We start from the raw sequence: 24,761 nt of genomic DNA on the forward strand, positions 1-24,761 counted from the left end.
TCCTTATAGGGTCGTAGGAGATGACTACGTTGATAGGCCATAGGTGTAAAGGTTGAGAGACCAAAGCCAAGTGGTACTAATAGCCCGAAGCTTTCTCAAGCAGACAGACACTGTTGTCTTCCTCTTTAATTTTTGAAACGAAAAGAATAACAAAAAGAAACGAACCTCTTTCAATGTATATGTCATTTAGACATGGACATGGATGCGTGCTATCTGGGACCTAACAGGATCCCGGTACTCATATCTCATATCTCACATCTAAAAAGATCTTTAGGTGCCTATATCGGCGGTGTCTACCTCTTCCCATTCCGAACAGAGCAGTCAAGCCCGCCAGAGCCGATGGTATTGCCGTAACAGGTGGGAGAGTAGGTCGGTGCCTTTTTTTTACACGGAAGCCCTTGCTGGAAACAGTCAAGGGCTTCTTTCGTTTAGGTCATATCTCCTTTCCAGAAGATTCTAAAGATCAATGGCGCCGCCACAAAGCCACACAGGGATAAGTCTTCGAACTTGTGCTATAAAATACGGTTCTGCCGGATACTGATCTAAAGTACTGTACTATTATGTTTTTTATATATTTCCCAAAGATTGATATAGTGGCGCCGCCAAGACGAAAATGACAGAAGAATGGACGATGGTATAGTGCTTTGTTCCTGAGTAATAATCTATTTGTGGTTTTTATTGAGTAACTTTGCGGCGCAATGGGTACATTATTGGATAACGGAATTAAGCCGTATAATCATTACGGCGCTTATTTAAAGCAAAAATATAACGGACAGAAAGTATTTAAAGTGATTGTCGATGGCAATTTTACTTGTCCAAATAGGGATGGCAGCAAAGGCTATGGTGGGTGTACTTACTGTAATGTAGATTCTTTTACGCCCGATACTGCGCGAAAAATTCCTTCTATACGTGAGCAGGTTGAGTCAGGAATTGAACGAGCTCGTAACAGCTATGGCGCAGAAAAATTTATTATTTATTTCCAACCCAATACCAATACGTACGCACCAGCACATCTGCTGAAAATGATGTACGATGAGGCTTTAAGCATAGATCCCGACAATACATTAGGTCTTTCTGTGGGTACACGTCCAGATTGTTTGGACTTTGAAAAAATTGCTTTGTTGGAATCTTATACCGATCGTTATGATGTAGATTTGGAAATGGGAATGGAATCGATTTATAATGACACCTTGGAAAGGATCAACAGAGGTTGCTCACACGATGAATTCATTAAGGCTATGGATATGTTAAAGGATACACCTTTGGAGCTTTGTGTGCATACTATTTTCGGATTTCCATGGGAGACGGAGGAGATGATGTTAAAATACGCTGATGAGATTAATCGGTTTCCACAAATTAAGTTCGTGAAACTGCATCATTTACATATTGTCGAAGGTTCAATTATGGGCGTAAAATATAAGCGTGAACCTTTTGAATTGTTCTCTATAGAAGGTTATACAGACTTCCTTTCAAAATTTATTCCACGTTTGCGTTCTGATTTGATTATCCAACGCGTTTTTGGTATCGCAGACAAAGAGCTATTGATAGCGCCAAATTGGGGATTACCCAAATCGGGTATTCAGACTTATATTGATAAAGGTCTGGAAGCTCGGAAAGTCCTGCAGGGTAGTCTCTGTTAACTTTATGAATAGACTTCAGGTTGAAAAAGATTGTTCATTTCTACAATTCTATAAGACTTATAGAATTGATATAGTATAAATAAATACGGCTTCCTTTTGGAAGCCGTATTTATTTTATGTTGTACTGTAGGTCAAATTATCCTTCGACAATGGTCTTTAGATCTGCTGGAGAATAATTAATCGACTTGAGTGTTTTATTGTCAGCTGTTCTAAAGACTAAAAATTTTCCGTCAACTTCTTTGTAGTGTGATTCTACTCCTTTAAGTTTGTAATGCGCTTGCGTAGCGATAGCTTCTGCTTCGTCTTTACATGCTTTACTCATATTGGAGCGTTGTACTTCATCAAAAAGCGCTGAAAATTTATCTTTTAAACCAAATTCAAGAACAGCTCCAGCGAGGACGTACTGAATGTCACATAAGGCGTCGGCAATTTCCACAAGATCTTTATCCTGGATAGCTTCCTCTAGTTCTTTTAATTCCTCAGCTATCAAAGAAACCCGCAGGGCACATCTTTGTTCAGAAGGAATCGTTGGTGTATCCAAGATCGGATGTTGGAATGTTTTATGGAATTCCGCTACGGATGAAAGTGTTTTTGGATCAGTCATATTCTTTTAATTTTTTGTACTCTCTTTTTATCAGGTGCAAATATAAAAAATAAAGGACGGTTAACTGAATGACCGTCCTTTATTTTATTTTTCAAATGAGATTTGATTAGATCAAGTGTTTCAATTGAACAATCTCTCTTTCTTCTAAATACCTCCAGCGTCCGCGTGGTAAATCTTTTTTCGTCAGGTTAGCATAAACCACACGATCCAACTTCACAATTTCATAACCAAGAGATTCAAAAATACGGCGTACAATACGATTTTTACCGGAGTGGATCTGAATACCTATTTCTCTTTTGGAACCTCCTTGTACATAGCTTAAATCATCAGGTTTGATAACACCATCTTCCAATTCAATACCAAAATTAATTTTGTTAAAATCTCCTTGAGTAAGGCTTTTGTTAAGCTCTACATTGTATATTTTGCTGATGCTGTTACGTGGATGGGAGAGTTTCTCAGCAAGGTTACCATCGTTTGTCAACAAAAGGAGTCCGGTTGTATTTCTATCGAGACGGCCAACAGGATAAATTCGTTCTTTAGTAGCTTTAGAGACAAGTTCCATGACTGTATGACGCTCTTGTGGATCATCCGTAGTGGTAATATAATCTTTCGGTTTATTGAGTAAAACATAAACCATTTTCTCACGTTTTAAACGTTCGTTGTTGTAACGGATTTCGTCCGTTGCTGGATCAACTTTAGTCCCTAATTCAGAAACCGGTTCACCGTTTACCCAAATTACTCCTGCAGCGATCAATTCGTCCGCTTTACGTCTCGAACAGATACCGGCATTGGCGATATAACGGTTTAAGCGAATCAAGCCATCATCTTCTGTTGAAGTTTCGGCTTTCTTTTTTGGACGTTTAATATATTGTTTCTCGTCGAAATTTTTGTTTTCATCAAAGTTTCTGCTTCTATCCCCATCGAATTTTCTGTTAGATGGTTTATCAAAGCTTCTGCTGCGATTGTTTGATGAACGGTCATCCTTATCGAAACGCTTGAATGAATCTCTTTTCTCAAAAGAGCCTTCTTTTCTGTCGAAAGATCTTGATGAATCATTTCTGTCAGAGCGTTTGAAACTATCTCTTTTATCAAATGAACCTTCTTTTCTGTCGAAAGATCTTGATGAATCATTTCTGTCAGAGCGTTTGAAACTATCTCTTTTATCAAATGAACCTTCTTTTCTGTCGAAAGATCTTGATGAATCATTTCTGTCAGCACGTTTGAAACTATCTCTTTTATCAAATGAACCTTCTTTTCTGTCGAAAGATCTCGAAGAATCATTTCTGTCAGTACGTTTGAAGCTATCTCTTTTATCAAATGAACCCTCTCTTCTGTCAAATGATCTTGATGAATCATTTCTGTCGGAGCGTTTGAAATTGTCTTTCTTGTCAAAAGAACGTTCAGATTTATCAAATTTGTTGAAGGAATCTCTTTTGTCGAAAGATCTTGACGAATCATTTTTATCAAATGAGCGAGCTCCTTTGCTGAAAGGTTTGTCTGAATTATCTTTTGAACGGAAGGAATTACTTTCTCCTCTATAGGAAGGTTTGTCTGCGTATTTATTAGATCCGAATGATCTGTTTTCACGGTTATCATCTTTTCTGAAAGAACCTCTTTCAGATTGGTCCTTTGAACCAAAGGACGATTTTTTACCGAAACTATTGTTTTTGTCGCCTCTAGATTTGAAGCTATCTGAGTTGCCCCGTGACTTTCTGGAGTTGTCATCACGACTGTTCCTTTTATTGCTGAATGGCATTGTGTTTTGCTAAAATGTGAACTGCAAAGTTAGGTATAATTTTGGGTTTTGCGAAAAAATCCTTATCTTTTTGTCTTTTCTTGCATTCAGGTGATTTGGACGCGAAAAAATACTCTTTAAAATAGTCAAAACGTAACTATTTGTTTTTTAAATAAATACTCTTTACCTTTGTACCCTTGAATTTGGACCAAGCTATTTTTTGATCGATTTGATTCGTGGATAGGATAGCATTAAGGGAGTGAATGATAAGAAAGAAAGTATTATGTAGTAGTTTGATTTTGTTTGCATTATTGCTGTCAAAATTATACTCAACCCCACACAACAACACTTCTGGCGGCGATAAGATCGTTGCAACGAAGTTAGTCGATACTCCAGCTCATCTTGGAGGTGACGAAGAGAAAAAAGAGAAAAACAACTCTTTTGAATCTTACCTGAGTTCATTGACGTTTGCCGAAGATTCATTACCGATGGATCGTCCATTAGTGGAAAGCAAATTACGCAAGTTCTTCAGTAGATTTTCATTTAAAAAAACAGGGTCCTACGATATGCACAAAAAGGCAGAAATCTATTTGCCTAAAATTGCTAAGATCCTGAAATCACATGGCATTCCAGAAGATTTTAAGTACATCCCATTGGTTGAAAGTGGCCTAAGTAAGGCTGTCGTTTCATCGAAAGGGGCTGGTGGTTATTGGCAATTTATGCCAGCAACGGCGCGCTTATATGGCCTGCGGGTCAATGGTGCAGTGGATGATCGAAAAGATCTTGTGAAATCCACACATGCAGCAGCACGTTACTTAAAATATCTTTACGCTCAATTCGGTAACTGGACTTTGGTGGCAGCGGCTTACAATGTCGGTGACGGTAGTTTAAAAGGTTCGATGAGAAGGCAAAAGAAGGATGATTACTTTGCTTTGAAATTGAACAATGAGACTGGATCTTATGTGTATAAATTGGTATCCATGAAGGAAATTATTGAACATCCGCAGAAACATGGGTATTCACGTTATGCGGACAAAGAAACCGAAACGTTGGATAGAGAACCCAATATGTTCTAGATAAAAAACCAAAAAAAGGATTTCCCATTGAGAAATCCTTTTTTTGTTAGTCTTATTTGACCGGAGAGTTGATCCATCCTACGGCAGACTTTATCCTTATCTTAGGTCGACAATGTCAAATCCACTGTAATTGCTTTTATTAAAAGTAAAAAAGCTGGATGAAATGGCTTTGTTTCCCTCCTGTGAGTTCAACGTGTAGGTATACCGATTGCCACTCTTATCAAAAATAGTTGTATCGTAGATCAAATTATTCGCTTTATTGATCCGTAATTTGATTTTGGAATAGTTTTTTTTACTATCAATAGGCTTCAGTTCCACAACACTCAAGCTTATTCCTTTTGCTTTTTCTGTATTAGCTAAAGTATAGTTAAAGCCTGAGGTATAGAATGTAAAAATATTGGTTGGGTTGATCTCATTTGTTGAGTTGCTCGCTTCCGATATCTCCACTTCTTTCTCTGCTTTCATGATATTCCATTGTGTTTGGGAATCTGAGATTAGAATTTGATTTTTAGTATTGACATGGTATTTGTTATTTGCCTTGTCAAGATATAAAGTGCCTGCATCACTATGTGAACTTCCGTTTGCTTGTCTGATGTCTAAAGAGAAGCTAGCTTGTATGGTCTTGTATCCATTATATTTTTGACTGACTTTGTTAAGTAACGCCTTTGCGTTATTTTGTGCATAGCTGTATTGACTTGCTATAAGTAGCAAAAAGCTGAGCACGAATCCGATTTGTTTTTTCATGTTAATTGTTTCTTAGCGTCTCCAAATACTGTTCTAATGAATATTCATCTGGATAAAGTACTTCACGTGCTTTACTCCCTTCAAATGGGCCGACAATTCCGGCGGCTTCCAATTGATCGATGATTCGTCCAGCTCTATTATAACCCAATTTCAATTTACGTTGGATTAATGATGTAGAACCTTGTTGATGCATGACAATCAAACGAGCCGCGTCTTCAAACAATTGATCGCGATCTTTTGGATCAAAATCTACGCTACCTGAACCCTCTCCGTTTTCATCAACATATTCCGGAAGCATAAATGCCGATGGATAACCGCGTTGTGCTCCGATATAATCGGAGATCTGTTCAACTTCCGGTGTATCGACAAATGCACACTGAATACGTATCAAATCACTTCCAGTAGCCAGAAGCATGTCCCCGCGACCAATTAACTGATCTGCTCCGCCTGTATCTAAGATCGTTCGCGAATCTACCTTTGATAACACACGGAAGGCAAGACGTGCCGGGAAGTTGGCTTTGATTGTACCTGTAATGATATTGACTGAAGGACGTTGGGTAGCAATGACCAGGTGAATTCCTACAGCACGGGCCAATTGGGCCAACCGCGCAATGGGGGTTTCTACTTCTTTTCCGGCAGTCATCATCAAATCGGCAAACTCATCAACAATAAGAACGATATATGGTAAGAATCGATGACCCTCCTCAGGGTTTAATCTGCGATTGATAAATTTTGCATTATATTCCTTTAAATTACGAACCTGCGCATTTTTCAAAAGGTCATATCGCTGATCCATTTCGATACAAAGCGAGTTTAAGGTATTGATCACCTTTTTTGTGTCGGTAATGATCGCTTCCTCCTCATCTGGTAATTTGGCCAAGAAATGACGTTCAACCTTTTTGAATAGGGAAAGTTCAACTTTTTTAGGATCGACAAGCACAAATTTGAGTTCAGCAGGGTGCTTTTTATACAATAAAGACGTCAAAATCGCATTGATACCAACGGATTTACCTTGCCCTGTGGCTCCCGCAACCAGAAGGTGGGGCATCTTCGCCAAATCAGCGATATAAACTTCATTAGAAATGGTTTTTCCCAATGCGATGGGTAGATCCATATCTGTTTTTTGGAACTTTTCGGTGGCCAGAACAGATCGCATGGATACCATTTCTGGACTTGAGTTCGGTACTTCAATACCGATAGTTCCTTTACCCGGCATTGGTGCGATAATCCGGATTCCGAGTGCCGCGAGACTTAAGGCAATGTCGTCTTCCAGATTTTTGATTTTTGATATCCGTACGCCGGGTTTCGGTATAATCTCATATAGGGTTACCGTAGGACCGATTGTTGCTTTTATACTTTCAATCTCAATGCTATAATTCCGAAGTGTATCAACAATTTTGTTTTTGTTTGCTTCAAGTTCATGCTGATTGATGGTAATTTTACCACTTCCATAATCTCGTAATAGGTCGAGCGTGGGATGTTGATAGCCCGATAAGTCTAATTTAGGATCATATTGACCAAACTGGGCAACGAGATCACTTGCTGTTATTTCTTTTTCCTCTTTGATGTCTTCGACAACCAATCCTGGGATTACAGCAACTTCAAGTGGAGGTTCTGGCTCCGCTTGTGGAGCAATTGTGATGGTTGGGCTTTGGTTTTCCTGTATGCTTGGACGCATTTGTTCCGATTCATCTTCATCCGGTTGATCAATAGTAAAACTAATTGAGGGCGTACTTTCCGTACGCTCTAAGGGACTATCATCGAAGGTGAGCACAACCTTGTCCTTTGGATCGATATGTACCTCCGGTATGGGATGATGTGTAAATGAAGGACGTTCAAGTTCTTGCTGTAAATCTTTTTCCCGACTGGATTGAAACCTTTCATTTATGGAAGTTGGTCGTTGGAAAGATTCCCTAACGGATTGAATGGAATCGTCCTCTACGTGAACCTTAGTCCTCAAACTATTTGCTGAGTAGGAACCTTCGTCGTCTTCATCTTCCATATCCTCCGATAAAGATTTGGATTTTCGATTGTTAAACAATACAAATTTAAAATCTAAGTTGTACAGTAGTATCAATGTTGTCAGGTATGCAAAGGCTAAAATACAACCAACGCCGACAACCCCAACTTGTGCCTCCAGTAATTTATTGGTCCAAAAACCAAATTTACCTTCCAACATGTGCGGTGCATCTGCCATAAAACCATGCAGGAATCCCAATGTGACTGAAATAAAAACGATAGCTACAAAAGAGTAAACTACCGTGCGGTATAATGGGAGCAGTGATTTTTTGAATAATAGCCGATAGCCCAAAATGAACAATACCGGGATAAAGAGGAAAGCGGCAACTCCAAACCATTCATACATAAATTGGTTGGCCAGTAATGCACCGAATTTTCCTAATTTATTGTCAACGACAGGTAGTTCGACAGTCTCATCGTGAATTTCTTCGGAAGAGCTAAAAAGGGTTCCCCAGCCGCCATTTGTTTTGGCGATATAACTTTGGTCATCTTCCCATGTGAAAAGATAGGAAACAAAAGCAGTGGCAAAGGCCAACGAAAGTACAATCAATAAAATCCCTAGAATTTTGACAGTCTTTTGCTGTGCATCTGAATACTCTCCGGGGAAGTTGGTTTTTTGACTTTTTTCTTTTTTAAATGTTGCCGATTCTTTTGATGGGGCACGCTTGCCAGAAACTGAATTTCCTGCCTGCCTAAATGTATTTCCTTTGTTTGACATTGAAAAGTTCACAATTATACTGCTTACAAACTTAGTTATTTTGATAGTATTTTGAAGATCATGAAGACTATTATTTTAAGTTTGTATTTTTTTCATAAACGAATAATTCCAGATAGGCTATTAAATGAATAATAGCAATGTATAACTAGCAAATACTATGCCCTGAGAAGAGATTTGCAATAAAGATTGGAGTAAATCGGAAAGAAGAGGCTGGTTTGTCTGTCTTTTACAGTTAAAGTAAATTATGTAGTTTTACTGATCAAATTAAGGCATTATGAATAAGTTTCAGATACGGAAAGCGGAACAGGCAGATAAAGGAAGGATTTGGGAAATTATACAACAGGCAATAGCACTACGCAAGGAGCAGGGCAGCAGGCAGTGGCAAGATGGTTATCCGAATGAAGATGTAGTACAGTCGGATATCGATAAAGGATATGGGCATGTGGTGGAGGCTGATGGTAAAATTATCGGTTATGTCGCTATAATTTTCGATATCGAACCTGCTTACAATGCTATCGATGGCAAATGGCTTAGTGATGGCGAATATGTGGGCATTCACCGTTTGGCCTCAGCTCAGGATCCACACGTAAAAGGTCTTGGTACATCCATTATGCAGGGGGTGGAGGAGATCGCTGTTCTTAAGGGCGTATATAGCATTAAAGTGGATACGAACTTTGACAACGGGGGGATGTTGCATGTATTTGACAAGTTGGGGTATCAATATTGTGGAGAAGTACATTTTCGAGGGGCTTCCCGTCGTGCTTTTGAAAAGCTATTAAAATAAGTGATTATAGTGCCAAGATAACGCAGAAATCAGGTCGTTTTTGGTACCTATTCAATAAAAAAATCCTTCTGATACCGTCAGAAGGATTTTTTTATTGAATAAAGCCACCTTTAAGCAATAATCAAATAGTAGTTTTTCTTGCCTCTTTGCGCAATGATGTATTTATTATTCACTAAGCTGCTTTCAGTGATCACTTGTTCGATATCCGTTGCTTTTTCACGGTTGATGGATACACCACCGCCCTGAAGCATTTTACGCGCCTCGCCTTTTGAAGGGAAAACTTGTGTACTTACAGCCAAGAGATCGAGGATATTGATTCCCGCTTTTAGATCTTCTCTTGTTATCTGAAATTGCGGAATACCTTCAAACACATCCAATACGGCTTCGTGATCTAAGTTGTTTAAAAATTCCAATGTACCATTGCCAAAGAGAAACTCAGAGGTTTTGATTGCTGTCTCGTAAGCTTCTTCGGAGTGTGTGCGGATGGTGATGTCTTTTGCTAATGCTTTTTGGACAATGCGTAAATGTGGTGCGGCATCATGTTCGGTGATGATCGCCTCGATTTCCGCCTGTGGTTTAAGTGTAAAGATCTTAATCCAGTTTTTGGCATCGTCATCCGAGGTGTTTAACCAAAATTGGTAATATTTATAGGGTGAAGTCTTCTTTGGATCTAACCATACAGCTCCAGATTCTGTTTTTCCGAATTTTTGACCATCTGCTTTTTTAATCAATTGCGTGGTAATGGCGTAAGCAGTTCCCTGATCTTGACGACGGATCATTTCACTTCCAGTGACAATATTCCCCCATTGATCAGATCCGCCCATTTGTATTTTACAATTATGGTGCTTCCACAGGTAGTAAAAGTCATAACCTTGAATCAATTGATAGGTGAATTCCGTAAATGATAGACCATTATCTCCTTCTAAACGTTTTTTTACCGAATCTTTTGCCATCATATAGTTGACAGTAATCATTTTACCGATATCACGAATAAAGTCTAAAAATTTGAAATCTTTGAACCAATCGTAATTATTAACCATCTGGGCATCATTTTCGCCTTCTCCAAATTCAAGAAATTTGCCTAACTGTTTTTTTAGACAAGCAACATTATGCTGTAGCGTTGCTTCGTCAAGTAAGTTACGCTCTGCAGATTTGAAAGAAGGGTCCCCAATCATTCCGGTTGCACCGCCAACCAATGCGACCGGTTTATGCCCCGCATTTTGGAAGTGGATCAATGTCATGATTTGAGTTAAGTGTCCTACGTGTAGAGAGTCTCCTGTGGGATCAAAGCCAATATAGCCAGCGACTTTTTCTTTATTCAGTAAGTCTTCAGTTCCAGGCATAATATCTTGCAACATGCCTCTCCAACGTAATTCTTCTACAAAGCTCATTGTTAAATGGATTTAATTTTTTAATTTACAAGATGCAAAGATAGGAGATTAAGCGTATATTGAGCGAATAATTCCATATAAAAGCACACGCTAATAAGCTAATATGAATTTTTTGTCACATTTTTATTTTGAGCGGTTTGCAACCAATCCCGAGCGAATTGTCGGTGGATTGTTGCCCGATTTATTAAAAAATGCAGATAAAACTTTTGTGCTCAAACCCAGGCAATATGAAAATGAACTGCTGGACAATCCCTTGCTGGAACAACTTTATATCGGTTGGAACCGTCATATAGAAGTCGATCGTCTTTTTCATAATTCAACGTATTTTTTTCATCATACCCATCAGTTAAAGTTGCAGATACAGTCAAGCTTGCAAGGATTACCTATTCGACCTTCCTTTATGGCGCATATTGCTTTGGAGCTCTTATTGGATCATATTCTGACACAGCAAAGGGCTGTTTCCATTGATAAATTGTATGGTGCAATGTCTCAAGTGAACGAAGATGCTGTGCGAAAATTTCTGAAAATAAATCAATTAAGTGATATTCCTAAATTCGATAGATTTTACCATCAATTCATTGAGTGGAAATATCTCTATGATTATGCGCATATGGAGAAGATTGCAGGTGCACTTTTCAATATCTGTAAACGATTGTGGCAATTTGAAGTTCAAGAGAATCAGCGGCAGTTGTTGACAGAACAATTGGTTTCCTATTTACATCATCATATGGGGGATTACCAAGAAATTTACCAATATATTCATTACGAATTAGTCGACTTTAAATAGTCTGCCAAAAAATACCAATAGCATAAGACTTTGAAAATATTTATTTTCGCATAATTTTACGCATAAAACTAATTTTACATGTCACATAGACTTTTTCGGAAGAAAAGTGTTGATCAGATCCTACTGGATACCCAAAACGAGGGTGGAACTGGCCTCGCGAAGGTTTTGGGGGTAACCGATCTGGTTTCATTGGGTATAGCTGCTATCGTGGGCGCTGGAATTTTTAGCACCATCGGGTTAGCGAGTTATGAAGGTGGACCCGCTGTTTCTCTGCTCTTTATTTTTACCGCTTTTGCCTGCGTGTTTACGGCTCTTGCTTATGCGCAGTTTGCAAGCACAGTCCCTGTCTCTGGGTCAGCCTACACCTATGCTTATGTGGCTTTTGGCGAGTTGTTTGCCTGGATTATAGGCTGGGCACTGGTATTGGAATATGCGGTTTCGAATACGGTCATTGCTATATCTTGGTCACAATATTTTGTTTCCATGCTGGAGGGATTTGGCTTGCATATACCGGCCTGGCTTTCCATGGCTCCTGGTTATGCCTTTGATGCAGTAGATAAAATGAATCAGCATGGCTTAGCAAACCTTACAGCCATTGATCAGCAAGGGCTTGCAGCATTTAACAGTGCGCCGCGAATTGGTGGAATGCCCATTATATTTGATTTGCCAGCTGGGGTAATTACTTTTTTGGTCACCTGGCTTGTCTATATAGGCATCAAGGAATCTCAAAAGGCGAGCATGATTATGGTGATGATTAAAGTGGGAATAATTCTGGCGGTTATTTTTGGGGGGATATTTTATGTAAAGCCTGAAAACTGGACTCCTTTTGCACCCAATGGCCTGGAGGGCGTCCTCGGAAGTGTTGCTGCCGTATTTTTTGCTTTTATCGGATTTGATTCGATCTCCACAACGGCGGAGGAATGTAAAAATCCGCAACGCGATCTACCTAAAGCCATGATTTATTGCTTGCTGATCTGTACGGTCCTATATGTTGCTATTACCATCGTGTTGACTGGAATGGTCAACTATACTGAACTGAATGTAAAAGATCCTTTGGCTTTTGTATTCAAGTATGTTGGATTTGACCATATGGCCGGCATTATATCCGTGACATCGGTTATTGCGATTACAAGTGCACTTCTGGTCTATCAACTGGCACAACCAAGGATCTGGATGACCATGAGCAGGGACGGGTTGTTGTGGAAGAAATTTGCGACGATTCACCCGAAATACAAAACGCCTTCCTTTGCTACAATTGTAACGGGGCTCGTAGTAGCTATTCCTTCGCTGTTCTTCAAGATGGATTTTTTTGTTGACTTGACAAGTGTAGGAACATTCTTTGCATTTATATTGGTCTGTGCAGGTGTGCTCTACATGGATTATTCTGGATTATCGGCCAAATCCAAATTTAAAGTTCCCTACATCAACGGAAAATATCTAGTAGGTGCGGGACTAATTATCGCGATTGTTTGTGTCGCTATTTATGGCCAGAATATATTAGACGAGTGGAAGAAATCTTCACTTTTGGAAATTTTGGAACATAAAATGTTGGTAATCATATTTTGGTTAACATGGTTAGGTTTGAGCATTTATAGCTTTAAAATGAATTTCTCTCTCCTGCCTGTTATCGGGATACTGATTAATCTATATCTAATGACTGAACTCGGTGCTAGTAATTGGATTATTTTTGTGATTTGGTTGGTAATTGGTCTAGGGGTATATTTTATGTATGGTTATAAACACTCCAAGCTAAATAGATCAGCATCTGCTTAGAATTGGTATTATGATGTTTTAAATAACAAAGGAGCTATTATTCGATAGCTCCTTTGTTATTTAAAATCTCCACAAAAGGATTCGGCTTACTTTGTTGCCTTGTTCCATACGGATAACTTCAGATTCTTTTACATTGATTTTCTTTAGTTTATGCTGCAGAAAGCGAACATCTTCACGGTGAGCAACTAATGAAGAAAACCACTTCACCTGATCTCTATAGAACTGACTTTCAAATATCATACGTGTCAAGAAAGCTTTTTCCCCTCCGTCGCACCAGAGCTCACTTCCTTGTCCTGAAAAGGTTTGGACAACGTTTGTCTCATCTATTTTAGCATCTTTTATACCGGTAGTTTTACGTACAGATTGTTGTAATGCCTCCGTTTGGGAACTAAAGAAAGGTGGATTGCAGATGATCATGTCAAATTTTTCATCAGGAAGGATGATGTCTTTGAAAATTGCTTTTGGATTGTTTTGTAACCGTATTTGGATATTCTTTTTTAAACTCATATTGGTACGGGTAATCTCAATAGCGTTTTTGTATGCTTTTTTTATAACCTCAGAACCAACAAAACTCCAGCCATATTCCTGGTGACCAATAATGGGATAGATACAACTGGCTCCCACACCGATATCTAGCACCCGTACTTTTCCTCCTTTTGGAATTTCACCGTTGTTATCTCTGGCAAGCACATCAGCAACATAATGAATATAATCTGCTCTACCCGGAATAGGAGGACAGAGATTTTCCTTTGGAATGTCCCAATGTTGGATGTGGTAGTATTTTTTAAGAAGTGCTTGATTTAATATTTTAACAGCTTCCGGATTGTTAAAATCAATTGTTTTGAGTTTATAAGCATTTACCGTAACAAAATCTTTTAAGGAAGGTTCGATTTTGCTAAGTTCGTCAAAATTGTAGTTATCGAGATGTCTATTTCGAGGGTGTAATTTCTTTGTTGGATTAGCGTCTGCCATGTTATAATATTTGCAACAAAAGTAATGCAATTCTATTGAATAAAAAAGGTGATGCAGAAGCATCACCTTTAAAGACTTAATCTTTTCGTATGAGATGAACTTCCGATGTCTGCGGAAAATTCAGCGGAACTCGCTCAATGGTGACAAAACTGGAATCTAAACCGAATCCTTTTTCTTCGGATAAACTCATTTTTTTCAGGTATCCATAAATGTCCATAATCACTTTCTCGATCCAGGACATCTGATTCGTTTTGGATAGTACCTTCTCCAGCACGACAAATTTGAAATCTCCCGGAATATTATGTTTACGGAGGGTCTCGTATTGGCTTGTAATATCAATTTCGCCTTTTTTAACCATATCTTCAACGACTTTTCGGAAAAGTAGACTGATACGCTGTTCTTCTCTAAACCCTAATTTAAAGTCAATGCGAATCAGTTTTCCCGGGATAAGTTGATCAATGGAGTATTCTCTTGTATGTGGGTGATCCATCACATCGACGTGGACTAGCCAATAGACGTCGGCACGCTTCGGTTTTTTATTGATGATGGAATAAATAATCTTAGCTTCAATTTCAGATTTGAAATTCGCACTGGTCAGGTATACCAAATGTGAGGCAAAAGGCGGAACGGACTTGTCTTCGCTCAATTCCGAAATAATTGGATAGTATTTATTGATATTGATAAAATTAACAAAACGATTTTTAATCTTACGTGCGGTATACCAACAGTACATTGTGCCAAACAAAGCAATTGCCAATAGTAGCGTTAACCAGCCTCCATGCGCAATTTTTACACCATTACCAACCAAGAAGGTTAATTCTATCACAAAATAAGCGACCAGGAAAATGCCGATGAGCACACGATTTACCTTTTTCATGGCAAGGAAATAGCCCATTAAAACTGTTGTCATCAATACCGTTAGATTGATGGCAAGGCCATAGGCGGCATCCATTTTACTTGATTCTTCAAACACCCAGATAACGATCATACAGCCAATCCAGAGGATTAGGTTGATCGATGGAACATATAATTGCCCTTTATGTTCGCTTGGGTAGCGGATAGCAACCTTGGGCCATATATTTAAACGTACAGCTTCTGAAATCAGCGTGTATGATCCGGATATCATCGCCTGACTGGCAATTACGGCGGCAATGGTCGCAATAGCAATACCGTAACCGACAAACCAATCTGGCATAATGGAGTAAAACGGGTTTTCACCCCCTAACACCCGGCCTTCTTGTGTCAGTAACCATGCTCCCTGACCAAAATAGTTCAATATCAATGTAATTTTGACGTAGATCCAACTGATACGAATATTTGCTTTACCGCAGTGCCCCATATCCGAATACAACGCTTCTGCACCTGTCGTACAAAGAAATACTGCACCAATTAGGAGTAGCGAGTGCGGATAGGTTATTAAAATATGAAAAGCGTAATAAGGATTGATTGCTTTCATTACTTCTGGTGCCAAATGGATATGCGATAAGCCGAGGACGCCAATAATGGTGAACCATATTGTCATCAATGGGCCGAATACTTTTCCCACAACCGAAGTTCCAAACCGTTGAATAATAAAAAGTAACGAAATAATTGTTACGACAATCGGCACTGTTGGTAGGCCCGGAAATTTGATATCCAAACCTTCTATCGCAGAAGATATTGTGATGGCTGGTGTAATCATCCCATCAGCTAATAATGTCGCTGCACCTACCATGGCTGGAAAAATTAACCATGGTGCTCGCTTGCGAACTAAAGAGTAAAGTGAAAGAATTCCACCTTCACCTTTGTTGTCCGCGCGTAGCGTGATCCAGACATATTTGATGGTCGTTTGCAGTGTCAGTGTCCAAAAGACGCAGGAAAGGCCGCCCAAAACCAGATCTTTTTGAATGGCACCCTGTCCCATGATTGCTTTGAAGACATATAGCGGGGAGGTTCCGATATCTCCAAACACGATTCCTAAACTGATCAATAATCCGGCGAAACTCACCTTATTGATGCTGTTGTGATGACTGTTATCTGTCATTTAAGTATTATTTTATTTCAAAATATAATGCAAAAATATACTTTTTACTTATACTTTAAGCATATGCATTTTCTGCGCCAAATTTTAGCATTTCATTTGACATGTACAATAGCTGTTAAAATTTGTTAAAAGAATCTTTTGATACCTCGTTTCACTAAAAAACTTTTAAACAAAATAGTAACTTTGTTGTTGATAATTCAAATAGTTAGCGTTATATTTGATTAAACCGTAACCAATATTTGAAGTCTAATTTAACACTATGGGGAGAAATCTACTTAAAGCAGCTTATTTAACACTTATTACCGCACTGATTTTGTGCAGCGGGGTAGCTCAGGTGTATGCAAAGTCTCCTGATGGCTATACTTATTTGCAGACTACTGGGAGCCGTAATGAAGAATTTGGTGATAATACAATCAAGGATACGGAGAAACTGATTAATAACGTTAAGGTATTTTATAATCCTATTGCCGAACAGGTCAATCTTTCATTTAAATTGGCCAAATCATCTAGTGTGTCCATTAAAGTTATGGATGCGCTAGGAAACGAGATTTTACAGCTGATGAACGGAAATCTTGATGCTGGTATTCAAAATCTTTCGTTCGAGCATGGGGGCAAATTGACAACTGGATTTTATTTTGTGCGTGTAGTTGCCGGATCAGAGACGGTGGTAAAGAGATTTTCTGTCCGTTAATCCGTGGAAAAAATTCGATTGATAAATCGACATTATTAAAATAAAAAAACAAGGGGATCATTTGATCCCCTTGTTTTTTTGCTTATTCTTGCCCTTCATCAATCCAGCGCCCATCATCTTTAATGATCTTGATCAATTCGTCCAATGCCTGCGCGGAGCTTACATTCTTCTTGACGACTTGCTGGCCTCTGTACAAAGTCACTTTATCGGGGCCAGCGCCCACGTAACCATAATCTGCATCAGCCATTTCACCGGGGCCGTTCACGATACAGCCCATAATGCCAATTTTCAAGCCTTTGAGGTGATTGGTACGACTCCGAATCATTTGCGTGGTCTCCTGAAGATCGAACAGGGTCCTTCCGCAGCTTGGACACGAAATATATTCTGTTTTTGATATCCTTGAACGGGTCGCCTGTAATATACCAAACGAAAGTGATGCAATATTTTCCAACGGTGTGGCCGGAGAATCAATCCATATGCCCGAACCTAGGCCATCAATTAATAAAGCCCCCATGTCTGTGGCAGCATATAACTGTATTTTTGAGATAGGTTCCTCTGGATTCATAAACTCGCCCACAGGTCCTGAAAAATCCGATTGCCGATACGATCTTTTGATAATGACAGGATTATCAATACCGAATTCCTGTAGATTTCGGAAAAATTGACGTTGATCAGCCATTCCGTGTATGTGATCAGTTTCCAAAACAAATACGACTGTCTTGTCTAGAGGCAATGTCTCAAATAGTGGGCTCGTTAAATCCGTATTACGTATTTTTACCATGTTCAAAACACGGTCCTTATTGTCCGTTTGGATAAATTCTTCCAATGTATAGAGCGGATGGATATTTGTTTTGTCCTGAAGTTTAGACCAGGTCATAAAATTATATACCTGTTTTAGATTTGCAGGCATATTAAAGGAAGGCAATTGATCGCCTAGATAGACAAAATCTACGGATTGCTCCCCCATATGATACTTATCCAAAAGCATATCATAGCGGTAACCAACTTTTGTAAGAATTTGGGCGTCTTTTAGATTCTCATTTGAAATATCTGTCACAATCCGGGGAACCAGCGCCCCCCCAACGAAGGTATTGACCTCTTGACTCTGATAGGGGATAGTCGGGCTATCTGGGGAGAGTTGTACGATTTCTTCTTTTGATTGACTGTTTAAGCTGGCTTTTCGTTTGCTATACCTATTAACCAATGCGATTGCTACCGGAGCTTCACGTTCAGGCTCCTCGGTCAAGGAAACCCTTACCGTATCTCCAAGTCCGTCTTCCAATAAGGTACCTATTCCTACTGCGGATTTTACACGGCCATCTTCTCCATCGCCTGCCTCGGTTACACCAAGGTGTAAAGGATAGTTCATGTTTTCAGCAACCATCTTTTCAACCAGCAAACGGTAGGCTTTGACCATCACCTGTGGGTTGGAGGATTTCATTGAAATACAGAGGTTATGGAAACTAAGATCTTCACACATCCGGATAAATTCCATCGCAGATTCGACCATTCCTTCAGGGGTATCTCCATAGTGGCTCATGATCCGATCTGAAAGTGAACCATGATTTGTACCGATGCGCATGGCAGTACCATGCTCTTTGCAGATCTTTACTAAAGGAGCAAACTTTGTATAGATGCGTTCCAGTTCTAACTTATATTCATCCGCAGTATAGGAAAGCTGGTCAAACTTCTTCTTATCCGCATAATTACCAGGATTAATCCGGACTTTCTCTACAATCCGGGCTGCAACTTCAGCCGCATTTGGTGTAAAGTGTATATCTGCCACCAAGGGGACCTGATAACCTCTTTTTCGAAGTTCGTTTTTTATATTTGCTAGATTCTGGGCTTCTTTTATGCTTGGGGCCGTGATACGAACATATTCACAGCCCGCTTCTACCATTCGAATGGTCTGTTCGACTGAACCGATGGTATCCATCGTATCCACAGTAGTCATACTTTGAATACGAATCGGGTTGTCTCCCCCCATAGGGACGTCGCCGATCTGAATTTCCCTGGTCTTCCATTTCGAATATTCTACCTTGGAATTACAATAGATTCCCGGTAAAGTCAACATATTACTTGTGTTCATATATAACACAAAGTTAGCTTTTCTTGACTAAAAATCTGCTGTCAATTAATATCTTCTAATTTTTATTGATGTGATCCCGCCGTTGATGTCAAAATCGAATTTTTGTGTTGCTGTATCGTAATTTGTGGATTTAACCTGCCCTTCACTTTTTAAGAAATCGCCCTCATAATCTGTGGAAGATAACGCATTATCGCTGTTGATGCGGCATGCTGCATTTTTAGGAATTGCGATTTCGATCGAAGATGCACCGGCATCCATAGCTATTTTTGTTGTTGCCAGAGGCTGTCCAAGTTTTAATTTTAGACTTGTCGCTCCGGCATCAATATCCAATAGCTCAATTTTATAAGCTGAAAGATCCAAATTGGCATCAATTGCCCCGATATCAAAGTTCAGCTTCCATACGATAGTTGGATTGAGTGCGATATGCGTATTGTTGTTTTTACTATTAAAATCTTTGTCTTTAAATTTGCCTTTTAAGTTAATATTGATCTTATCTGTAGATTCCCCACGCGTTGTCATACCTAGAAGATAATCATCAGATGTGTTGTAAGCGGTAAATATTGCAGAAGTTGTCGCGCTATCGTTCTTTAATGATGTTGCTCCGAGATCAATGTCTAGCGATGCACGTTGGATTTTATCGTCCAAAGGAACCTGTAGTTTTTGTGTTGTATATGCGGTCTTATCGTTTGGATCGTCCATATCGATTTGCACGCCTTTATTTTTTAGTAGTTGCGTTAATAAGGGCTCTTTTGGGGTAGATAAACCGATATAAGTAAGGAATCCCAAGATGACTACTGTCGCGCCGATAGCAATAAACTGTCCTATTTGTTGATCTTTAGGGACCAACATACGGATTCCTGCGAGTACAATAAATAAAGGCCAATATCTGAAAATTCCAACCCAATTAAAGGATATGCTATTCAGTTGGGATAATAATAAGACAATCCCTATGAAAAGAATTGTAATTCCAGTTGTTATACGTTGTGTGTTCATGACTAATTCCGTTTGTTATATACCCCAAAAGTAAATCGCTTTATTGGACACTGTATGAAAGATTAGGCTATTATACATAAAAATTCGGTAAATGTGACGAAATGGTCGGTAAGTAATTTCGTTTTTCTCCCACTTTTTAGGTTTTTGCTTGTTTATATATTTGACGGAATTAATTACCTTTAATGGATACGTGGGCCAAACATAAAGTTTGGTGCCTGTAATATACAGAATTTAAATTGATAATATGATTTTTCATCACATTGGTGCTTATCTTATACTGCTCAAGTCGGTCTTTAAAAAACCAGAAAAAGGGCGTATCTATTGGAAGGAGACCATACTGACCATGACCGATATTGGAATAGGATCTTTGGGACTTATTGTGATCATTTCAACTTTTATTGGAGCGGTAATGACCATGCAGATTGCTTTTCAGATGGTTTCCGACCTTATTCCCAATTCGATTATAGGTTCTATTAATAGGGATTCAAATATTTTAGAGTTGGGACCTACGATTTCGGGATTGGTATTGATGGGGAAAATAGGCTCATCAATTTCTTCTCAAATTGGTTCTATGCGCGTAACGGAGCAGATTGATGCTTTGGAGATCATGGGGATCAATGCCCCGGGCTATCTCATATTGCCTAAAATATTGGCCGGTGTGACGATGATTCCCATGTTGGTTATTATCGCCATCGTTTGTGCTTTAGTGGGGGGGCTACTAGGGGGCTCACTATCCGGGGCTGTAACACCTGCAGATTATATTTTAGGCATTCAAGACAATTTTAATGGTTTTACCGTCACTGTAGCGCTCGTAAAAGCTGTTGTGTTCGGTTTTATCATTACGTCAGTATCGGCGTATAAGGGATATAAAGTGAAAGGTGGGGCGCTCGAGGTGGGACAAGCGAGTACCGAAGCTGTTGTGGTCGGCTGTATTACCATTCTGGCAGCAGATTATGTAATTACAGCATTAATGCTTTAAAAAGATCTTATGATTGAAATTGAAAATATTAACAAGTCTTTTGGTGAGAACCATGTTTTAAAAGGAATCAGTGCAAATTTCGAACCCGGAAAAGTGAGTTTGATCATTGGCGGATCCGGTTCGGGAAAAAGTACCTTATTAAAATGTATCGTTGGATTGCATCATCCCGAAAAGGGTAAGGTACTGTTTGACAATAGCGATTTCACCAGGATGAATTTTGAAGAACGCGTACCGATACGGAAAGAAATCGGGATGTTATTTCAGAATTCAGCCCTGTTTGATTCAATGACGGTGGAGCAAAACATTATGTTCTCCTTGGATATGTTCACAGATATGTCTAAAGCCGAAAAATTAGACCGCGCGAACCATTGTTTGGAACAGGTTAACCTGGAGGGAAGAAACAAATTATTCCCCGCGGAACTATCTGGAGGAATGAAAAAACGTGTTGGTATCGCGCGAGCGATCAGTATGAATCCCAAATATCTTTTTTGCGATGAACCAAATTCAGGTTTGGATCCTGAGACCTCTATTGTAATTGATGAATTGGTGCTTAAAATTACCCAGGAACTGAAGTGCACAACAGTCGTCGTAACCCACGACATGAACTCTGTTATGGGGATCGGTGAGTATATTTTGTTTTTATATCAAGGGCAGAAATTTTGGGAGGGGTCCAATAAAGATATGATGCGATCCGATGTTGAGGAATTAAATAATTTTGTATTTGCAAGCCCATTGATGAAAAGCGCCAAAGCTTCTATGGGGCAATGAACGGTGAGATAATAAATATATTTACATTTATCATAGATTTTTGGTGATTTGGCCTATCCTGAAGATCCTGGATTACATGTATTTTTCTGCTGTTTTGATGTGAGGAATTTCCATTTCCAAAGAGGATGGGCAGAAGCTAAATTTCAATATAAAAGAAATTTAGCTTAGTTTTGTCGCAAAATTTTGATTTTGGCAACAACGAATATACAACTATTGACCCCACAACATTGGAAAGACTATGAGCTTATTGACTGTGGTGATTTTGAGAAATTAGAACGCTTTGGTGATCTGATATTAATTAGGCCGGAGCCACAGGCAGTGTGGCCCAAGGCTTCGAGCGATGCAGAATGGAACAAACGTTATCATATCAAATTCAAAGGGCGTTCGGCTACTTCCGGAGAGTGGTTGAAAAAAAATCCAAAAATCCAGGACCGTTGGCATATCCAATATAAAAACGATGATGTCGCGATCAAATTCAGATTGGGATTGACATCGTTTAAGCACGTTGGGATATTCCCCGAACAGGCTGTCAATTGGGATTATATTTCGGAATCTGTTCGTTCCTTCAAAACTGAAAAACCCAAAGTTTTAAATCTTTTTGCATATACGGGAGGCGCTTCATTAATAGCGAAGGCCGCGGGAGCAGACACAACACATGTCGACTCTATTAAGCAAGTGGTCACTTGGGCCAATGAAAATATGGAAATTTCCAATCTGGATAATATTCGCTGGGTGGTTGAGGATGCATTGAAGTTTGTCAAGCGCGAGCTAAAAAGGGGAAATACGTATAATGGTATTATTTTGGATCCACCAGCATACGGACATGGACCAAAAGGTGAAAAATGGAAGCTCGAAGACCATATTATGGAGATGATGACAGAGGTGGTTCAATTGTTGGATCCCCAAGAGCATTTCCTAATCTTAAATACCTATTCATTGGGTTTTTCTTCGGTCATAGTGGAAAATTTAATAAAAACTGCTTTTCCAAAAGTAGAAAATTTAGAAATTGGCGAGCTTTTTCTGCAAGCTACTGCAGGACCGAAACTTCCACTGGGAGTTTTTGGGAAATTTCGTAAAATTGCACGGTAAATTTTGCCGTTGAATAAACAGGAATATTTATTAATTCAATAAACGCGGCAGGTCCACAGGACTGCCGCGTTTACTTTAGCTCCCAATAGAATGCCTATGTGTGAAGATTTTTTAAACGGATGGTTGCAAGCTCCAGCTGTAAGGGTATGGCTTCCAGTGTGCTTTTGGGAAGGTATGAGAGCTGATCCTGTAGTTTATAATAATAATCTATTCCTGCCTGTAATTGTGCTTTGAATTTGGCAACATAATTTATTTTTTTGTCATTGAATTTATCTTTATTGTCGCTGATATATTTTTGGATATGATCGATGTAAAGGTTTAATTCATTGATCAGCACAAATGGCCGATCCGAATGCTCCAGTATTGATACGCGGCCATAAATATGGTCAATCATCTGTTTTAAAGAATATTGTTTTTTGAACCAGTACAGATTTGGCCCCGGACAAATGGAAACAGCTGCCTGCTCCTTTTTTCGTTGGATATTATATTTGAGATAAGCTGGGGTAGCCAGCCCTTCACAGAGGCAGGTCTTTTCGGTGATGGTATCGAATGCTTTGTTATATTCTTCAGTCGTAAGTTGCTGTCTTTGCAATTCCAGGATTTTTTGATGTTGGTAAGCGCGCGAAGCGGTGCAGATCGGTTTTTCTCCAAACTCCCGATTGGCGATCAGATATTCCTTTTTGCAAGGGCTTCCGGGCCTTCCTTTTTGGATACGTTCCAATCGTAACTTTTCGGCGCTGCTGGGTCTAAAATTATTAAACGGTACGCCTAAAGGGGAAGCTCCGCTACAGTAGAAATCTGTTTGTTCTGCTTCTGCCAGTGCTTGCAACGTCTCATTGTCCACAGTAGTAGCTTCCGGAACCATTAAAAATGGAGAGCCCCAGCCCACAGCATCAAATTCATAGTAATTCAATAGAAATTGATGTTCCGTGGCGGTGCCTATACCACCTTGTACGGTATATTTGATCTGGGGTGAATCGGCCAACTGTAAGCCCCGTCCTAGCCAATAGTCCTGATAAATTGTGAAGAGCTCCGCTTGTAAACTTTGTTTTTTCGCCTTGAATTCTTCCAAAATGGGCCCCAATAGAAAACCATCTGTTGCAAAAGCATGTCCACCGCAATTTAATCCAGACTCTACCCGGAACTCAGAAACCCAGACTCCTCTTTTTGCGAGATATTTTGCCTGGATAAGGGATGATCTAAAATCGCTGACTTTTAAAACGACCTTTTTGTCAAAGCTGCTGTCAGCCTTTGGGAAAAATGCCGGTAATTCAGCAAGATAGGCATATAAATGTGGGTTCATTCCTGCGGAAAGAATGACTGAGGAGCGTAATGTGGAATTAGCGAATCCGCGTAACGCGGCTAAGGCATCTGAGTAGTGTTGCGCTAAAGGAATACCATTCTTATAATTTATTTTATCCACTTTGGACATAATATTAACATTGATGTCTCCGGGTTTCAGATAATTGATCAACAGATCTTGAAGTTCTGTTTTGATCGCGCGATTTGTTTCAATTTCCATCGCGTGATAGATCGGTTTTGAGGGATGAGAATCCGGTAAAAGCTGGAAGTATTTGGTCAGTTCTGAATTTTCGGTGAAGGATTGATGTTTCAGGGAATTTATCTGCCTATTGACCACCTGTTGTACGAGATCGAGATAGGCGGTGATTCTATTTGCACGGAAATCTTCTTCCGTTGTGCAGATCGGATAATAAGGAATTTGATATTGTCCGCAGTAATAGCGGCGCATGCGCTCGATGAGCTCGTCGTCAACAATGGACATTACGGAAGAAATTCCGTATTGTGCAACCTTGATTGCCGAGTCTATTGAAAAAGCTAGCCCCAATACCGGGATATGAAAAGTGTGCGTCATTCTTAAATAGTTC

General features: G+C 39.4%; 19 protein-coding genes and 1 rRNA gene. 10 read left to right on the plus strand and 10 right to left on the minus strand.

Annotated elements, in window-relative coordinates:
- Positions 1-270: 270 nt before the first annotated feature.
- Both rrf and mnmL read left to right on the plus strand, forming a co-directional pair.
- Positions 271-382 (plus strand): 5S ribosomal RNA (gene rrf / locus DCO56_RS26280).
- A gap of 316 nt (positions 383-698) precedes the next feature.
- Positions 699-1,640, plus strand: coding sequence for a tRNA modification radical SAM protein MnmL/YtqA (gene mnmL, locus DCO56_RS26285; protein ID WP_108636675.1), 942 nt, complete (start codon positions 699-701; stop codon positions 1,638-1,640).
- 136 nt (positions 1,641-1,776) lie between these two features.
- On the opposite strand, the gene DCO56_RS26290 is transcribed toward mnmL, so the two are convergent.
- Together DCO56_RS26290 and DCO56_RS26295 are read right to left on the minus strand one after the other, a co-directional pair.
- Positions 1,777-2,244 carry a pyrophosphohydrolase domain-containing protein gene (locus DCO56_RS26290; protein WP_108636676.1) on the minus strand — a complete coding sequence of 156 codons (468 nt, stop codon included), beginning with the start codon at positions 2,242-2,244 and terminating at the stop codon, positions 1,777-1,779.
- Between the two features lie 106 nt (positions 2,245-2,350).
- Positions 2,351-4,000, minus strand: a complete 1,650-nt coding sequence (locus DCO56_RS26295) for a pseudouridine synthase (RefSeq protein WP_108636677.1) — start codon at positions 3,998-4,000, stop codon at positions 2,351-2,353.
- A gap of 242 nt (positions 4,001-4,242) precedes the next feature.
- Here DCO56_RS26295 and DCO56_RS26300 point away from each other — a divergent pair, with 242 nt between their 5' ends.
- Positions 4,243-5,055, plus strand: a complete 813-nt coding sequence (locus DCO56_RS26300; RefSeq protein WP_108636678.1) for a lytic transglycosylase domain-containing protein — start codon at positions 4,243-4,245, stop codon at positions 5,053-5,055.
- A gap of 96 nt (positions 5,056-5,151) precedes the next feature.
- On the opposite strand, the gene lolA1 is transcribed toward DCO56_RS26300, so the two are convergent.
- The gene (gene lolA1, locus DCO56_RS26305; RefSeq protein WP_108636679.1) at positions 5,152-5,799 is read right to left on the minus strand and encodes an outer membrane lipoprotein periplasmic chaperone LolA1; all 648 of its coding nucleotides are present in this window, start codon (positions 5,797-5,799) and stop codon (positions 5,152-5,154) included.
- Between the two features lies 1 nt (position 5,800).
- Entirely contained in the window at positions 5,801-8,536 is a 2,736-nt protein-coding gene (locus tag DCO56_RS26310; RefSeq protein WP_108636680.1) for an FtsK/SpoIIIE family DNA translocase, read from the minus strand.
- A gap of 274 nt (positions 8,537-8,810) precedes the next feature.
- Between DCO56_RS26310 and DCO56_RS26315 the strand changes: the two genes are divergently transcribed.
- Positions 8,811-9,320 carry a GNAT family N-acetyltransferase gene (locus tag DCO56_RS26315; protein WP_108636681.1) on the plus strand — a complete coding sequence of 170 codons (510 nt, stop codon included), beginning with the start codon at positions 8,811-8,813 and terminating at the stop codon, positions 9,318-9,320.
- Between the two features lie 110 nt (positions 9,321-9,430).
- Here the strand turns inward: DCO56_RS26315 and tyrS are convergent, their stop codons facing one another.
- On the minus strand, positions 9,431-10,711 hold the full coding sequence (tyrS, locus tag DCO56_RS26320; protein ID WP_108636682.1) for a tyrosine--tRNA ligase: 1,281 nt from the start codon (positions 10,709-10,711) through the stop codon (positions 9,431-9,433).
- Between the two features lie 103 nt (positions 10,712-10,814).
- On the opposite strand from tyrS, the gene DCO56_RS26325 reads away from it, so the two are divergent.
- Together DCO56_RS26325 and DCO56_RS26330 are read left to right on the plus strand one after the other, a co-directional pair.
- Positions 10,815-11,498 carry an ACP phosphodiesterase gene (locus tag DCO56_RS26325; RefSeq protein WP_108636683.1) on the plus strand — a complete coding sequence of 228 codons (684 nt, stop codon included), beginning with the start codon at positions 10,815-10,817 and terminating at the stop codon, positions 11,496-11,498.
- A gap of 78 nt (positions 11,499-11,576) precedes the next feature.
- Positions 11,577-13,271, plus strand: coding sequence for an amino acid permease (locus DCO56_RS26330; RefSeq protein ID WP_108636684.1), 1,695 nt, complete (start codon positions 11,577-11,579; stop codon positions 13,269-13,271).
- Between the two features lie 60 nt (positions 13,272-13,331).
- Here the strand turns inward: DCO56_RS26330 and rlmF are convergent, their stop codons facing one another.
- Both rlmF and DCO56_RS26340 read right to left on the minus strand, forming a co-directional pair.
- Positions 13,332-14,243 carry a 23S rRNA (adenine(1618)-N(6))-methyltransferase RlmF gene (rlmF, locus tag DCO56_RS26335; RefSeq protein WP_108636685.1) on the minus strand — a complete coding sequence of 304 codons (912 nt, stop codon included), beginning with the start codon at positions 14,241-14,243 and terminating at the stop codon, positions 13,332-13,334.
- A gap of 76 nt (positions 14,244-14,319) precedes the next feature.
- A complete protein-coding gene (locus DCO56_RS26340; RefSeq protein WP_108636686.1) occupies positions 14,320-16,266 on the minus strand; it encodes a KUP/HAK/KT family potassium transporter in 1,947 nt (648 codons plus the stop codon).
- Positions 16,267-16,525: 259 nt separating this feature from the next.
- On the opposite strand from DCO56_RS26340, the gene DCO56_RS26345 reads away from it, so the two are divergent.
- The gene (locus DCO56_RS26345; RefSeq protein WP_108636687.1) at positions 16,526-16,957 is read left to right on the plus strand and encodes a T9SS type A sorting domain-containing protein; all 432 of its coding nucleotides are present in this window, start codon (positions 16,526-16,528) and stop codon (positions 16,955-16,957) included.
- 82 nt (positions 16,958-17,039) lie between these two features.
- Here the strand turns inward: DCO56_RS26345 and ispG are convergent, their stop codons facing one another.
- Together ispG and DCO56_RS26355 are read right to left on the minus strand one after the other, a co-directional pair.
- Positions 17,040-19,046 carry a (E)-4-hydroxy-3-methylbut-2-enyl-diphosphate synthase gene (gene ispG, locus DCO56_RS26350; protein ID WP_181390686.1) on the minus strand — a complete coding sequence of 669 codons (2,007 nt, stop codon included), beginning with the start codon at positions 19,044-19,046 and terminating at the stop codon, positions 17,040-17,042.
- Between the two features lie 45 nt (positions 19,047-19,091).
- Positions 19,092-20,039 carry a LiaI-LiaF-like domain-containing protein gene (locus tag DCO56_RS26355; RefSeq protein ID WP_108636689.1) on the minus strand — a complete coding sequence of 316 codons (948 nt, stop codon included), beginning with the start codon at positions 20,037-20,039 and terminating at the stop codon, positions 19,092-19,094.
- A 244-nt stretch (positions 20,040-20,283) separates the two neighbouring features.
- On the opposite strand from DCO56_RS26355, the gene DCO56_RS26360 reads away from it, so the two are divergent.
- The 3 genes from DCO56_RS26360 to DCO56_RS26370 all read left to right on the plus strand — a co-directional run bounded on the left by DCO56_RS26360 (position 20,284) and on the right by DCO56_RS26370 (position 22,875).
- Complete coding sequence (locus DCO56_RS26360; RefSeq protein WP_108636690.1) at positions 20,284-21,018, plus strand: MlaE family ABC transporter permease; 735 nt, start codon at positions 20,284-20,286, stop codon at positions 21,016-21,018.
- Between the two features lie 9 nt (positions 21,019-21,027).
- Complete coding sequence (locus tag DCO56_RS26365) at positions 21,028-21,786, plus strand: ABC transporter ATP-binding protein (RefSeq protein WP_108636691.1); 759 nt, start codon at positions 21,028-21,030, stop codon at positions 21,784-21,786.
- 183 nt (positions 21,787-21,969) lie between these two features.
- Positions 21,970-22,875: a class I SAM-dependent methyltransferase gene (locus tag DCO56_RS26370; RefSeq protein ID WP_108636692.1), complete on the plus strand. Its 906-nt coding sequence runs from the start codon at positions 21,970-21,972 to the stop codon at positions 22,873-22,875.
- A 94-nt stretch (positions 22,876-22,969) separates the two neighbouring features.
- Here the strand turns inward: DCO56_RS26370 and DCO56_RS26375 are convergent, their stop codons facing one another.
- On the minus strand, positions 22,970-24,748 hold the full coding sequence (locus DCO56_RS26375) for a hypothetical protein (RefSeq protein ID WP_108636693.1): 1,779 nt from the start codon (positions 24,746-24,748) through the stop codon (positions 22,970-22,972).
- Positions 24,749-24,761 lie beyond the last annotated feature (13 nt).

This window comes from Sphingobacterium athyrii, assembly GCF_003071065.1.
Lineage (GTDB): Bacteria > Bacteroidota > Bacteroidia > Sphingobacteriales > Sphingobacteriaceae > Sphingobacterium > Sphingobacterium athyrii.

What these genes read in the sequence shown, in the direction of transcription:
- mnmL (WP_108636675.1), top strand. Translation starts at nt 699, where the DNA reads ATGGGTACATTATTGGATAACGGAATTAAGCCGTATAATCATTACGGC.
- DCO56_RS26290 (WP_108636676.1), bottom strand. Translation starts at nt 2,244, where the DNA reads ATGACTGATCCAAAAACACTTTCATCCGTAGCGGAATTCCATAAAACA.
- DCO56_RS26295 (WP_108636677.1), bottom strand. Translation starts at nt 4,000, where the DNA reads ATGCCATTCAGCAATAAAAGGAACAGTCGTGATGACAACTCCAGAAAG.
- DCO56_RS26300 (WP_108636678.1), top strand. Translation starts at nt 4,243, where the DNA reads ATGATAAGAAAGAAAGTATTATGTAGTAGTTTGATTTTGTTTGCATTA.
- lolA1 (WP_108636679.1), bottom strand. Translation starts at nt 5,799, where the DNA reads ATGAAAAAACAAATCGGATTCGTGCTCAGCTTTTTGCTACTTATAGCA.
- DCO56_RS26310 (WP_108636680.1), bottom strand. Translation starts at nt 8,536, where the DNA reads ATGTCAAACAAAGGAAATACATTTAGGCAGGCAGGAAATTCAGTTTCT.
- DCO56_RS26315 (WP_108636681.1), top strand. Translation starts at nt 8,811, where the DNA reads ATGAATAAGTTTCAGATACGGAAAGCGGAACAGGCAGATAAAGGAAGG.
- tyrS (WP_108636682.1), bottom strand. Translation starts at nt 10,711, where the DNA reads ATGAGCTTTGTAGAAGAATTACGTTGGAGAGGCATGTTGCAAGATATT.
- DCO56_RS26325 (WP_108636683.1), top strand. Translation starts at nt 10,815, where the DNA reads ATGAATTTTTTGTCACATTTTTATTTTGAGCGGTTTGCAACCAATCCC.
- DCO56_RS26330 (WP_108636684.1), top strand. Translation starts at nt 11,577, where the DNA reads ATGTCACATAGACTTTTTCGGAAGAAAAGTGTTGATCAGATCCTACTG.
- rlmF (WP_108636685.1), bottom strand. Translation starts at nt 14,243, where the DNA reads ATGGCAGACGCTAATCCAACAAAGAAATTACACCCTCGAAATAGACAT.
- DCO56_RS26340 (WP_108636686.1), bottom strand. Translation starts at nt 16,266, where the DNA reads ATGACAGATAACAGTCATCACAACAGCATCAATAAGGTGAGTTTCGCC.
- DCO56_RS26345 (WP_108636687.1), top strand. Translation starts at nt 16,526, where the DNA reads ATGGGGAGAAATCTACTTAAAGCAGCTTATTTAACACTTATTACCGCA.
- ispG (WP_181390686.1), bottom strand. Translation starts at nt 19,046, where the DNA reads ATGAACACAAGTAATATGTTGACTTTACCGGGAATCTATTGTAATTCC.
- DCO56_RS26355 (WP_108636689.1), bottom strand. Translation starts at nt 20,039, where the DNA reads ATGAACACACAACGTATAACAACTGGAATTACAATTCTTTTCATAGGG.
- DCO56_RS26360 (WP_108636690.1), top strand. Translation starts at nt 20,284, where the DNA reads ATGATTTTTCATCACATTGGTGCTTATCTTATACTGCTCAAGTCGGTC.
- DCO56_RS26365 (WP_108636691.1), top strand. Translation starts at nt 21,028, where the DNA reads ATGATTGAAATTGAAAATATTAACAAGTCTTTTGGTGAGAACCATGTT.
- DCO56_RS26375 (WP_108636693.1), bottom strand. Translation starts at nt 24,748, where the DNA reads ATGACGCACACTTTTCATATCCCGGTATTGGGGCTAGCTTTTTCAATA.